Source organism: Methylobacterium sp. ARG-1, assembly GCF_001262595.1.
Lineage (GTDB): Bacteria > Pseudomonadota > Alphaproteobacteria > Rhizobiales > Beijerinckiaceae > Methylobacterium > Methylobacterium brachiatum.
Window position 1 is genome coordinate 96,562 of the sequence record NZ_LHCD01000011.1, and the last position, 12,656, is coordinate 109,217.

Sequence of the window (12,656 nt, forward strand, 5' to 3'; positions counted from 1 at the left end):
CGGGATGCAATGTTTGCGGCCGCGTTTCGACCGCGCGCCCCTCCGGACGGTCCGGGGAATGGGTCGCATCCGCACGGCGCGGGCCGCGCGCTAACTCCCGGGCATGGATCGCACCTTTCCCATGACCCGCGCTGCCGGACTCGACCGGCTCGCCGCCTTCCTGGCAGGCGCCGGGGCCGATTACGCCGCCGCCCGCAACACCGATCGCGGCCCCGGCCTCGAGCCGACCACGTCGGCCCTCTCGCCCTATCTGCGTCGGCGCCTCGTCACGGAGGCCGAAGTCGCTTGCGCGGCCGAGCGCGCCTTCGGCGACGGCGGCGCCGAGAAGTTCGTGTCCGAGGTGTTCTGGCGGACCTACTTCAAGGGCCACCTGGAGACCCATCCGTCCGCCTGGTCGGAGGCCCTCGCCCTGGCCGCGTCCGACCGGGCGCGGCTCGCCGCCGAGCCCGGCCTGCGCCGGACCTACGAGACCGCCGTCGAGGGCCGGACCGGCATCGACGGCTTCGACGATTGGGCGCGCGAGCTCGTCGAGACCGGCTGGCTGCACAACCACGCCCGGATGTGGTTCGCCTCGATCTGGATCTTCACCCTGCGCTTGCCCTGGGCGCTCGGCGCCGAATTCTTCCTGCGCCACCTCGTCGACGGCGACCCGGCGAGCAACACCCTGTCCTGGCGCTGGGTGGCGGGCCTGCACACGCGGGGCAAGCATTACGTCGCCCGCGCCGAGAACATCCGGCGGTATACGGAGGGGCGCTTCGATCCCGCCGGCCTCGACGAATACCCGGACGCCCTCGACGAGGCGATGCCGCCCCGCGAGGTCGCGCTGCCGCGCTCCGATGCCATACCGGCCGGCGACGTAGCGCTGCTGCTGCATCTCGACGACCTGAGCCCGGAGAGCCTGCCGCTGGGGGCAGCCCGTGTCGTCCGCGTGGGCGGCCTGCTGGCCCACGCCCCCGGCGCGTCCGATCGGGTGCGTGCGGCCGACGCGGCGGCGATGGCCGATGGCCTCGAACGTGCGGCGGCCCAGTTCGGGTGCGCGGCGCGATTGGTCGAAGAGGATTGGTCCGGGGACCTGCCCGTCGTCACCGCCTGGGCTCCGGTGGGTCCGTCGGCCGATGCGCTGCCGGATGCGTGCACCCGGATTCGCCGGGAATGGGACGAGGCCGCCTGGCCGAGATCCAACCGCGGCTATTCCCGCCTGCGCTCGGCCATCCCGGCGGTGCTGTCCGCCTGACGCCCCATACCGGCCTGCCGCAGATCCGCGGCTCGGCCATCCGGACCCCAGAGTTGTCCGCTCATCCGGCTTCACTCCTCATGGAGGTTGCCCCGGCAAATACGGTATGGAGCAGCCGGACGACCCGGCCGTTGTGAGAGCGGCGGGCAGGTATGGCGATGCGAGGTCGGGATTTCGCCCCATGGATGTCGAAAACGACACGTTGCGCCGACGTCTGCGTGAGGCCGAGGCCGAGATCGAGCGGCTGCGGTCGCGCAACGAGAGCCATGTGCATACCCCGAGCGCCGGCCAGCGCACCTCCGCGGCCGGGGCCGATCTGCTGTTCACGGCGGCGGAGAAGACCCGCATGCCGCAGATCGTCACCGATCCCAACCTGCCCGACAATCCGATCGTCTTCGCCAACCGCGCCTTCCAGGAGCTGTGCGGCTACGGCGCGGAGGACCTGATCGGCCGCAATTGCCGGTTCCTCCAGGGACCCGGCACCGACCCGTCCGACGTCGCCAAGGTCCGCGACGCCATCGCGGCCCGGCGCGACGTGGTCGTCGAGATCCTGAACTATCACCGCGACGGCACGCCGTTCCGCAACGAGCTCTACGTCAGCCCGGTCTTCGATCCGGCCGGGCAGCTGCGCTACTTCTTCGCGAGCCAGCTGGACGTCACGCGCTTCCGCACCGAGGAGGAGCGCCTGGCCGAGAGCGAGGCGCGCTACCAGACCTTGTTCGAGGCGATCGACGCCGGCTTCTGCGTCGTGGAGATGCGGTTCGACGCCGAAGGCCGCGCGGTCGATTACCGGCTGATCGAGGTCAACCCGGCCTTCGAGCGCCATACCGGCCTGCGGAACGCGGCCGGGCGCTGGGTCAGCGAGCTTGTCCCCGACCTCGAACCGTCCTGGTTCGAGACCTACGGCGCGGTCGCCATGACGGGGCAGCCCGTGCGCTTCGAGAGCGCCGCGGTGTCCATGGGCCGGTGGTTCGACGTCCATGCCCTGCGCGTGGGCGAGCCGGCGCGGCGGCGCGTCGCGATCCTGTTCAACGACATCACCGACCGGCGCCGGCTCGAGGATCACCTCGAGACCGCCGCCCGCGAGCGGACCGACGAGCGCGATACGCTGTGGCGGGCGAGCCGCGACCTGTTCGTGGTCTGCGGCTTCGAAGGCCTGTACCGGGCGGTGAATCCGGCCTGGACGGCGACCCTCGGCTGGACGTCCGAGGATCTCGTCGGAGCGCGGTTCGACGATTTCGTCCACCCGGACGACAAGAAGCTCGCGGCGCAGGCGTTCGAGCGCGTGATCACCGCGGGCGACCTCGACGACGTCGACATCCGGTTCAGGACCCGCGACGGCGCCTACCGCTGGATCTCGTGGAACGTGGTCCCGCGCGGCGACCATTTCTACGCGGCGGGCCGGGATGTCACCGACCGCAAGGCCCTCGAGGAGCAGCTCCGCCAGTCCCAGAAGCTGGAGGCGGTGGGCCAGCTTACCGGCGGGGTGGCGCACGACTTCAACAACCTGCTCACCGTCATCAAGTCGTCGACCGACCTGCTCAAGCGCCCGAACCTCCCCGAGGAGCGCCGGACCCGCTACGTCGACGCCATCTCGGACACGGTCGCCCGGGCGGCCAAGCTGACGGGCCAGCTGCTGGCCTTCGCCCGGCGCCAGGCGCTCCAGCCCGAGGTGTTCGACGTCGGCCGCGGCGTGGCCTCGGTCTCCGACATGGTGAGAACCCTCACGGGCTCGCGCATCCATGTCGACATGCAGGTCGTGCCCCTGCGGGACGCGATGGGGCGGGAGAGCCCGTGCCTGGTCGACGCAGATCCCAGCCAGTTCGATACCGCGCTGGTCAACATGGTGGTCAATGCCCGGGACGCCATGTCGGGCGAGGGCCGGATCACCATCCGGGTCCGGCCCGTGGGCCTGGTCCCGGCCGTCCGGGCGCATCCGCCGATGCGGGGGGATTTCGTCGCGGTCTCGGTGGCCGATACCGGCACCGGCATCGCCCCCGGCGACCTGGAGCGGATCTTCGAACCGTTCTTCACCACCAAGGGGGTCGGACAGGGTACGGGGCTGGGCCTCAGCCAGGTGTTCGGCTTCGCCAAGCAATCCGGCGGCGAGGTCGTCGCCGAGAGCCGGCTGGGCGAGGGCAGCACCTTCACCCTGTTCCTCCCGCGGGCGGTGGCCGCATCCCTGCCCGAGGCCGAGACGCCCGAGCCCGCGGCGCTGGCCGACGGCCACGGCACCTGCGTCCTCCTCGTCGAGGACAACCTGGAGGTCGGCTCCTTCGCCACGCAGGCCCTGCAGGAACTCGGCTACCATACGGTCTGGGCGACGGACGCGGAGAAGGCGCTGCGCGAGTTCGAGCGCATCCCGTTCCGCTTCGAGGTCGTGTTCTCGGACGTGGTGATGCCAGGCATGAACGGGGTGGACCTGGCCCGCGAGATCCGCCGCCGGCAATCCGACCTGCCGGTCGTCCTGGCCTCGGGCTACAGCGACGTGCTCGCGGCCCAGGGGACACACGGATTCGAGTTGCTGCGCAAGCCGTACTCGGTCACCGATCTGTCGCGCATCCTGCGCCGCGCCGTCGAGCGGGCCAAGTCGGCCCGTCGGTGACGGGCTTCATCGGCAGCCCACGCAGACGCGGTTGATGATCCGCTGCGCCCGGACGTGCTCGTCCTCGACGGTTGCCGGGCGGGACTCCCGGTTCGTCCAGGACCGGACAGGCCGGATGACGGGGTCGAGGGTCGGGACGTCGGCCTGCGTGAACCGGGGGACGGGCTCCGCCCGGGCGGCAGGCGCCATTATCAGGACGAGAAGAAGAGTCCCGCCGAAAGCACCCGCGGACGCTGCTGCACGGTTGAGGATCATGTCGGCGTATTCCCGTTGCTGGAACCCGAGGGATAGGCAGGCGGGATTGCAGCGGGATTTCGCGTCGCGCAGGAATGATTACAGCAGACATGCCGTTCGCTCGGGCCGATACGTCAGATGTTCGGGCCGCGAACAGACGCGGGCGGCACCGATCTCTCGAATCGGTGCCGCCCGGATCATGCGGGGTTTGACTGTCACTCTCGGCAGCCGGAAATCTGACCGTCGGGTCGTTCAGGCGGCGCTGCGCACCCGCCCGGGTTCGGCGTGCCGTGCGAGGACCCGCAGGATCCCCGCCCGGGCATCGTAGGCGGTGAACTCGGCGGCGAGGCGCCGAGCCTCCCGGCGGTGACCGGGTTCGTCGAGCACGGTCCGTACGGCGCGCCGGAGCGCCTCCGGGGTCGGATTGTTCGTGCCCAGGTCGATGCCCGCCCCCGACCAGGCGATGCGGGCGTTCACGTCGGCCTTGTCCTCGGTCAGGCCCGCGGCGACGAGGGGCACGCCGAAGCTGAGGGCCTGGTTGACGCTGCCGTAGCCGCCATTCGTCACCATCGCGTCGATCCGCGGCAGAATCCACTCGAACGGCAGGTAGTCGGCGAGCCGCGCATTGGCCGGGATCGGCCCCGGGATGGTGTCGCGCGCGCGTCCGCCGGCCGTGACGACGGTGAGGATGTCCGGCTCACCGGCGAGCGCCGCGAGGGTCGGGCCGACCAGTAGGCCGAAATCGTGGTTCGCCAAGGTGCCCTGTGTGACGAGCACGACCTTGCGGGAGCCGTCGAGATCGTTCGCCCAGGCCGGCAGCGGCGCCTGACCCGGCACGATCGGCGGCGTGCCGACGAAGGTCACCGCCGGCGGCAGTGGGAACGGGTATTCGAAGCTCGGGACGGTGAGTTGCAGGTAGGTGTCGGCGAGTTGCACCACCGCATCGAACAGGGTCCAGGACGGGACCGGAAACCCGAGCTCCTCCAGCACACCCGCCAGGCGGCGCGCGACGGGCCGATCGACGGCCGCATCGTGCGCCCGCGCGATCCGCGCATAGGCGTCCCGCTGCTCGAGAGTCTCGGCCGGCGGCAGCCCGAGGAAGATCGGGGCCTTGTCCGGCCGTGAGCAATGCAGGATCGACGTGCCGCACAAGACGATGGCCGGCCGCTTCGATCGCGGCCCGAGCAGCAGGGGCAGGACGCCGAAGAACATGTCGTCGCCGATCACGACCGTGGCCGGGAAAGCCCGAAGGGCTTCTTGGAGGCCGCGATGCTGATCCGGGATCCGCTCGATGAAGATCCGCTCCATGGCGACGCGCAGCCAGTCCGGGCCGGGCGGGGTCTGCGCCAGCTCGGGAACGACCGCGACGAGATTGCGCCCGTCGAAATCGGCGATGCCCGGCAGCGCTGCGAACCGGGCGCCGGCCGCCTCGATGCGGTCGCGGAAGGCCGAGCCCGACAGCACCATGACCTCGTGGCCCTCGTCGGCCAGTATGCGGGCGATGGCCAGTATCGGGTTGAGATGGCCCGTCGCGGGCGTGGAGCAGAGGAGGATCTTCATCGCGCTCGTCCTGTCTTCGCGTGGGGAGCGGGCACCGCGCCGATGCGGCGACCCAGGCGCGAGGCTGGGGGCCGCCCGTTACGCGACGGCTGCGGATGGACGCCGAAACGGTTACGGCTGGAACGCCCGGCCGCGGGGCTACCAGGCGACCCGCAGCGCATCGATGCGGCGGATGCCGCTGTGCCCGTGCAGCATCGGAACCGGGCCGGCGAAGCGCAGCCGCGGAGCCAGCCGCATCAGGGCGCCCAGCCCCTCCTCCAGCTCGATCCGAGCCAGGGCCTCTCCGAGGCACCGGTGCACCCCGCCCCCGAAGACGGGGTGCAGGCGCGGCCGGTCGGTGCGGTGGATGTTGAACGCGTCGGGCCGTTCATAGGCCTGCTCGTCGCGCATCGCCGACAGGATCGAGAGCATGATCAGGCTGTTGGCCGGTACGACGTGCCCGCCGAGGGTGATATCCTCCTTGGCGACGCGTCCGGCAGAGCCGACGCTCGGCTCGAACCGCAACGATTCCGCCACCGCGGCCGGCACGAGGCCGGGATCCTGCCGGACCGCCTCCCATTGCTCGGGATGCTGCAGCAACAGGGCGATCTGCATGGCGCCGGCCCCCCTCGTGGTGTCGGTGCCGCCGATGATCATCTGCACGAGCTGGATGACCACCTCATCCGGCGTCAGCTCGCCGGCCGCATCCGCCTCCGCGAGGAAGCGGGACAGGAAATCGTCCCGGGGTGCCGCGCGCCGGGCTTCGAGGATCTCGACGACGTAATCCTGCAAGGCGACCGCCGCCGCCTCGATCTCGGGCAGGTCCTCCGGCCCGAAGGTGAAGCTCAGGACCCGCGAGACCTCGTAGGCGAGCCGCGTGAACCGGGGGATGTCCCCGCGCGGCAGCCCGAGGATGTCGGCGATGGTCTGGGCGGGGATCAGGGCGGTGTAGCTCGCGACGAGATCGACCTCGCCCTCCTCCATGCAATCCCGGACGAGGGCCTCGGCGGCGTCTCGGATGCGGGGGCGCAGATTCTCGACCAGGCGGGTCGCGAAGGTCCGGGTGAACGGTGACCGGCGCCGCCGGTGGACCGCACCGTTGGCGGTGAGCATGCCGTGCGCGAAGATGTCGAACAGCCGGCCCTGCGGGATCTCGCGCATCTCCGGATAGAGGGTCTCGGTCGCCTGGACGCGCGGATCCCGCATCAGCTGATCGACGTCCTGCGCGCGCAGGACCATGTAGCCGCCGATCTCATGGATGATGAACGGCACCCGGGGCCGCCAAGTGCGGAACACGCCGTGCGGGTCGGCCTCGAGTTCAGCGACGGACAGGGTCGGGACAGCGTGGCGGGCCCCGGCGCTTCCGACGTATCCGTGCTCGTCCCTGTGACACTTCATCGACACATCCTCGCTGCTGTTCAAGCGAGAGGATTCTCGAAAGGCCGAACTACAGGACGATTTCGAAAGAGCGGCCGTTGGTTACGGTCATAACATTCGGGCCGCCCGAGGAGCCCCGGTGGCGCGGCGCCGGTGCGGCCGATCTCCGCTCGATCGACCGCCGGGCGTCGATGCCGGCGACCCGGATCCCGCGGACCCGCACGGGGCGCCAGGCTATTTCGGTCGTCAGCGATTCCGAAATCGTGCCGTAACGGGCGCGGCTCAGAACGACGATGCTTCGCAAGGAGGTATCGCCATGATCGCAAGCGAGCCCAGTCCGGACGATCGCTTCGAAATGCTGCTGCGGCGACTGATCACCGACTCGGTGATCGGCGGCACCGATGACGGCCAGCACCTCATCGCGCGCCTGAGGCGCTTCGACCTGCGGGCCCGGAGCGAGCAGCTCAGCTCCCAGACCCTCCAGGTCATCGCATCGGCCCGGCGTCTCCTGGGCGACGAGCCGGCTTCCGGCCGGACTTTCAGCGGCCGCAGGCGCGCGCAGTAACGGAAGAATGCCGGACGCCGGAGCGGAGATCGCCCCGGCGCCGCGCGTCATCCGGCAGCCCGGTCAGCGTGCCCGGGGTTTCAGCCCGACCGCGAGGAAGCGGTCGATCATCGCGTTGACCTGCTCGGCCACCTCGATCGTGTTGAAATGGCCGGCGAGCAGCGTCTTGGCGGTCACCAGCTGCGGGCAGAGTTCGCTCAGCCGTTCGAGATCGCGCGCCGACTCGATCAGCGGCACGTCGGCGGAGATGTAGGCCATCGGGATCCGGCAGGCGCGCGCGGCCGGGATCGGATCGTGGTTCTGGACCATGTTGTGCAGCGTGGAATGCGCCACGTGCTGGGGCGTCTTGCGGCAGGGGCCGAGAACATACGTGTCGAAGATCGCCTGGCGCCGGGTCGGCTCGTCGAAGGCGCCCCCGATCGACCAGGCAGCCGCCAGCGCCGCCGCGGGGTAATCCGGACCGCCGACGCCGGACAGGAGCTGCGCCAGCTCGACATTGCCGTGCTGGTCCGGCGACGGCAGGACGATGGAATCGATCATCACCAGGCCCGCGGCGAGGTCGGGATGGCGCCCGCACAATTCGAGCCCCACCGCGCCGCCGAAGCTGTGGCCGATGACGATCGGCTTGACCAAGCCCAGCTGGCGGCACTGCCAGGCGACGTCGTCGGCGAAGCCCGCGACCGTGTAATCCTGCTCCGGCGCGTCGCTGGCGCCGTGACCACGCAGATCCACGGCGACGACCCGCCGGAGCCGCGAGAAATGCCGGATCTGCGGCGTGAAGATGCCGTGATCGCCGGTCCAGCCGTTGATCAGCACCAGGGGGTGGCCCTGGGGCGTCATCGGCCCGGCCTCGACATGGGCGAGCCGGACGCCGTCGCGGGCCAGATGGACGGGCTGCCACCGGGGCGGTTCGAAGGTCATGGGAATCTCCGTATGATCAGGATCGGGGCTTCGATCGCCCGGCGGCGGGACTCGGGAGGCTTGCGATGGCGGCGATCGCCGCCAGGCAGGCCCCGAGCATCACGGCGGCCATCGACAGGGCGGAGCGGCCATCGAAGGTCCGCGCCACGCCATCGCTGGCGAGGGCGCCGACCAGCATCTGCAGGCAGATCGCCACGCCGCTGGCCGCGCCGGCAGCCTCGGGCATTGGCTCCGTGGCCCCATGCAGCGCGTTGGGCGAGATCAGGCCGAAGGCCAGCGCCGTGCCGACCATGGCGACGACCACCGGGCCCGGCGAGGGACGTCCGGCCAAGGCCGAGCCCATCAGGATCGCCGCGACGGCGGTCGCCAGGGCGAGACCCGCTCCGATCGCCTGACGGGGCCGCCCGCCCCGGGCGACGAGGCGGCCGTTCAGGAACGCGCCGGCCATGACGGACAGCGAACTCGCGCCGAAGACGATGCCGTAGGTCTGCGGGCTGACGCCGAAGGCGTCGATGAAGACCAGCGCGGAGCCGGTGATGTAGGCGAAGACCGCCCCGGCCGAAGCGGCGTTGCACAGGGCGTTGCCGCGGAAGACCGGGTCCGCGAGGATGCGCGCGTAGCCCTGCAGAACCGCGCGCGCATTCAGGCCTGGCGATGGCGTGCACCGCGCGGTCTCGTCGACATGCCGGACGGCCACGAGAGCCGCGAGGGATGCGGCGATCGGCGCCGCGTGGATCAGGCGCCAGCCGCCGAGACCCATCAGCGCCGCCCCGACCGTCGGGGCGATCGTCGGCACCACGTTGATCACGAGGACGACGAACGACATCCGGGCGCGCGCGGTCTCGCCCTCGGAGACGTCACGCACGATCGCCATGGCGGCCAGGCCCGGCCCCGCCGCGCCGAACCCCTGCACGGCCCGGCCCAGCAGCAATTGCGGCAGCGTCTGCGCGGCGAGGCAACCGAGGCTGCCGCCGATCAGGAGGAGGCAGCCGCCGATGATGGTGGGCCGGCGGCCGAGCCGGTCCGAGAGCGGCCCGTAGACCAGCAGGGCGATTCCGAGGCTCAGCAGATAGATCCCCATGGCCGAGCCGATGGCGGAGGACGGGACCCGCAGGGCGGCGGCCGTGTCCGGCAGGCTCGGCAGGATCATGTCGATGCCGAAGGTCGGGAGCGCCGCCAGCAGACCGATCAGGGCCGAGAACGCGGCGGTGCCCGGCCGGAGGCGTCTGCGCGGCCGGATCCACCCGTCGGTGAGCGGGATCACGCCCAACGCCGGTCTGCCGAATCGGCCCTGCCGGGGCGCTGCGCCGCCGCCATCGCTTCGATCTCGCGGACGAGACCGGCCGCATCGAGATCCGCCCGGACGGCCGCGCCGAGGGTGCCGGCCGCGACGCGAAACTGCGGCTCGGTGAGCAGCCGGCGCATTGCCGCGGCGATCTCGGCCTGCGGCGCGTCGGGGGCCAGGCGCAGGCCGGCGCCGCGCGCGCCGACCCGGGCGGCGTTGTCGGTCTGGTCGCGGGCCATCGGCATGACCAGCAGCGGCACGCCGTGCAGCAGCGCGCGGGACACGGTGCCGTGCCCGCCCTGGCTGACCACCAGGGCCGCCTCCTCCATCAGGGCTTCGTGGGAGGCCGCCGTCACGACGCGGACATTGGCGGGCATCGCCAGGTCTTCCGGCCTGACATGGGGACCGGTGGTCACCAGCGCCTCGGCGTCGACCGTCCCGACGGCGCGCACGATCCGCTGCAGGAGCTCGGTCTGGTTCTGGGCGCCGGTGCTGCCGGCGACGAGGATGCGCGGCCGGCTGGTGCCGGGCCAGGCCGACGGGCCACCCCGCGTCCAGCCCGGCTCGTCGAGCAGCGGGCCGATGTACCGGTAATTCGCCGGGAGCGTCGCCGCGCCGAAGTCGAAGGCCCGGCTGATCGCCAGGAGGACGCGGTCGGCCCGATCGAAATAATCGAACGCGCTCGCGACCGGCGGCAATCCCAGGCCGCGCCGCGTGGCGTTGAGGGCCGTGCGGCCCTTCTCCATGGCCGACGTGATCGCGTCGGTGGCCGCCGCCATCGCGGCGTGCTCCTCGGCGGTCCGCGGGGGCGTGAGGCCGCTGGCGGCGGGCGGCATGCCGGGCAGCGGGCGAATGCTGATATGCGGCGACAGGATCGCGTGCGGCAGGTCCGCCGCCTCGGCCGCCAGCGCGCAGCCCAGCAGCAGGTCGAGGCTCAGGACGGCGTCGGTCGGAACGCGCCGGATCTCATCGAGCGTGTCGGCCGCGTAGGCGCCGGCCGGCACGAACAGCGTCTTGCGGAACCAGTCGGCGAGGTCGGAGAAATCGGCGGGGTCCGCATCGGTGCCGACGGGAGCCCGGCGCCATCCGATGAAGGGAAAGCCGGCCGCCTCGACCTCGCTGCGCATCACCGGATCGGCCATGATGCGCACACGATGCCCCGCCCGGCGCAGCTGCCGTCCGGCCGTCAGCACGGGGCTGAGATTGCCCGTGGTTCCCCACGAGATACACAAGACGCTGAGCGACATGTGAGATGCTTCCCAATTGGACTGCGCAGGAACGCGCTGTTTCGGGATCGATCGACGATTGGATTTGGCATTCACGGCGCGAACTCGCGCGACGACGCGGCAGATCTGGAGTGTCCGCACGCATTGCTTGGAGACGCGCAGCCTGTTCCGAGCAGATCGAAGCGCCAAAGTCCGTGGCGCTCGCCGCGACGTCTTTGCCGAAGCGACGGGTTTCGGGCTGGATCTGGTCTAGCGCCGCGCGTTGCTGTTGATGCCGCGCAGGAACGCGACGTAATCCGGATGGGTGTGATGGATACAGCCGCCATGGGCGAAGCTGACCACGAGGGTATCCAAAAGCCACCGTCCGAAGACGAAGAGCGCGGGCCGGGCCGGTGCGATTGGCGACGAGGCTATCGCGATACGCTCCAGCGGAGGACCGGGGCGGCCACAGGCTGGAAGATCTTCGCCACGAGGCAACCGATCGGGCACAATCTTGTTGAAGCGCCCCGGGCCTACGCCGCAGACATCTCGGATCAGAGCGTCGGTCATAATCACCCCTTCATCCAGAAAGGGTGACGATCATATTCGGCAGTTACATCGGCATGTCAGCCATCACGGCCTCCGGTTACAAACGTAACTGAACTGCTTCTTTCCGGATCGAGACGGCGTCATTCAGAGTTTTCGTCCGCGTTGTGCTGCCTCGCACAATGTGGTGGGCGCAATCCTTTTGGGGCCGTGATATCAACTCAGCGGTGAAGGGCCGACACCCGGACACCCTTAGAAGGGCGGTCGGGCAGGGGCTGGCGACGACGGTTCGATGATCCCCCGGGTGGCGGCGTCCCCGACACGGTGCCGCCATCCAGCCGCGGAGGTCGGGGCGGCGCACTGCCGCGAAGCGTGAGGTGCCCATGATCGAACCCAGCCTGGATAGGGGTCAGGGCCGGAGGCCGCGCCCCGGCAAGACCCGCATCCTGCTCATCGAGGACGATGCGGGCATGCAGCGCATCGTCTCGGATCATTTCGCCGACCACGACGTCGACGTGACGGCGGCAACCAACCGGGCCGAGGCGGAGCGGTGGCTCGTGGAGGACAATTTCGACCTCGTGGTGCTCGATTTGCGCCTGGGCTCGGAGAACGGTCTCGACCTGCTGCGCGACCTGCGGACCCGGAGCGATCTGCCGGTGATCATCACGACCGGCCATCGCCGCGACGAGATCGATCGCGTGATCGGCCTCGAACTCGGCGCCGACGATTATCTCGTCAAACCCTACGGCCTGCGCGAGCTTCTGGCCCGCATCCGGGTCATCCTGCGGCGGGCCGAGGTGACGCCCGTTCCGCCAAAGGCGCAGGATTCGCATCGCAGTCGCTTCGACGGCTGGGTGCTCGACCGGCGGCGGCGGCGCCTGACCAACCCGGCCGGTGAGGGCGTCGCGCTGAGCAACGGCGAGTACGCGCTGCTCGTGGCTTTCCTGGATGCGCCCCAGCGCCCCCTGAGCCGCGAGCACCTCCTGCAGGCCACGCGGGTCCACGAGGACGTGTTCGACCGCAGCATCGACGTCCAGATTCTGCGCCTGCGCCGCAAGCTGGAGGTGGACCCGAGTGCGCCCCGCCTGATCGTCACCGAGCGCGGCGTGGGCTACGTCCTGACCACACCCGTCGAGAAGCTGTAG

General features: G+C 70.7%; 10 protein-coding genes. 3 read left to right on the forward strand and 7 right to left on the reverse strand.

Annotated features, from left to right (window positions below):
• The first annotated feature begins 121 nt into the window (after positions 1-121).
• Entirely contained in the window at positions 122-1,234 is a 1,113-nt protein-coding gene (locus tag AKJ13_RS13005; protein ID WP_200905625.1) for an FAD-binding domain-containing protein, read from the forward strand.
• A gap of 181 nt (positions 1,235-1,415) precedes the next feature.
• Positions 1,416-3,839: a PAS domain S-box protein gene (locus AKJ13_RS13010; protein WP_050733719.1), complete on the forward strand. Its 2,424-nt coding sequence runs from the start codon at positions 1,416-1,418 to the stop codon at positions 3,837-3,839.
• 486 nt (positions 3,840-4,325) lie between these two features.
• Here the strand turns inward: AKJ13_RS13010 and AKJ13_RS13020 are convergent, their stop codons facing one another.
• The 7 genes from AKJ13_RS13020 to AKJ13_RS31350 form a co-directional block, all read right to left on the reverse strand.
• Entirely contained in the window at positions 4,326-5,633 is a 1,308-nt protein-coding gene (locus tag AKJ13_RS13020; protein WP_050733721.1) for a glycosyltransferase, read from the reverse strand.
• A 138-nt stretch (positions 5,634-5,771) separates the two neighbouring features.
• Complete coding sequence (locus AKJ13_RS13025; RefSeq protein WP_082316940.1) at positions 5,772-7,010, reverse strand: cytochrome P450; 1,239 nt, start codon at positions 7,008-7,010, stop codon at positions 5,772-5,774.
• Positions 7,011-7,059: 49 nt separating this feature from the next.
• Complete coding sequence (locus AKJ13_RS31870) at positions 7,060-7,605, reverse strand: hypothetical protein (protein ID WP_160320601.1); 546 nt, start codon at positions 7,603-7,605, stop codon at positions 7,060-7,062.
• Positions 7,606-7,617: 12 nt separating this feature from the next.
• Positions 7,618-8,475: an alpha/beta hydrolase gene (locus AKJ13_RS13040; RefSeq protein WP_050733724.1), complete on the reverse strand. Its 858-nt coding sequence runs from the start codon at positions 8,473-8,475 to the stop codon at positions 7,618-7,620.
• A gap of 16 nt (positions 8,476-8,491) precedes the next feature.
• Positions 8,492-9,739: a multidrug effflux MFS transporter gene (locus AKJ13_RS13045; protein WP_050733754.1), complete on the reverse strand. Its 1,248-nt coding sequence runs from the start codon at positions 9,737-9,739 to the stop codon at positions 8,492-8,494.
• Positions 9,736-11,007: a nucleotide disphospho-sugar-binding domain-containing protein gene (locus AKJ13_RS13050; RefSeq protein WP_050733725.1), complete on the reverse strand. Its 1,272-nt coding sequence runs from the start codon at positions 11,005-11,007 to the stop codon at positions 9,736-9,738. Before AKJ13_RS13050 ends, AKJ13_RS13045 begins: the two co-directional genes overlap by 4 nt.
• Before the next feature lie 228 nt (positions 11,008-11,235).
• Positions 11,236-11,535, reverse strand: a complete 300-nt coding sequence (locus AKJ13_RS31350) for a hypothetical protein (protein ID WP_144426239.1) — start codon at positions 11,533-11,535, stop codon at positions 11,236-11,238.
• A 359-nt stretch (positions 11,536-11,894) separates the two neighbouring features.
• On the opposite strand from AKJ13_RS31350, the gene AKJ13_RS13055 reads away from it, so the two are divergent.
• Positions 11,895-12,656 carry a response regulator gene (locus tag AKJ13_RS13055; RefSeq protein ID WP_050733726.1) on the forward strand — a complete coding sequence of 254 codons (762 nt, stop codon included), beginning with the start codon at positions 11,895-11,897 and terminating at the stop codon, positions 12,654-12,656.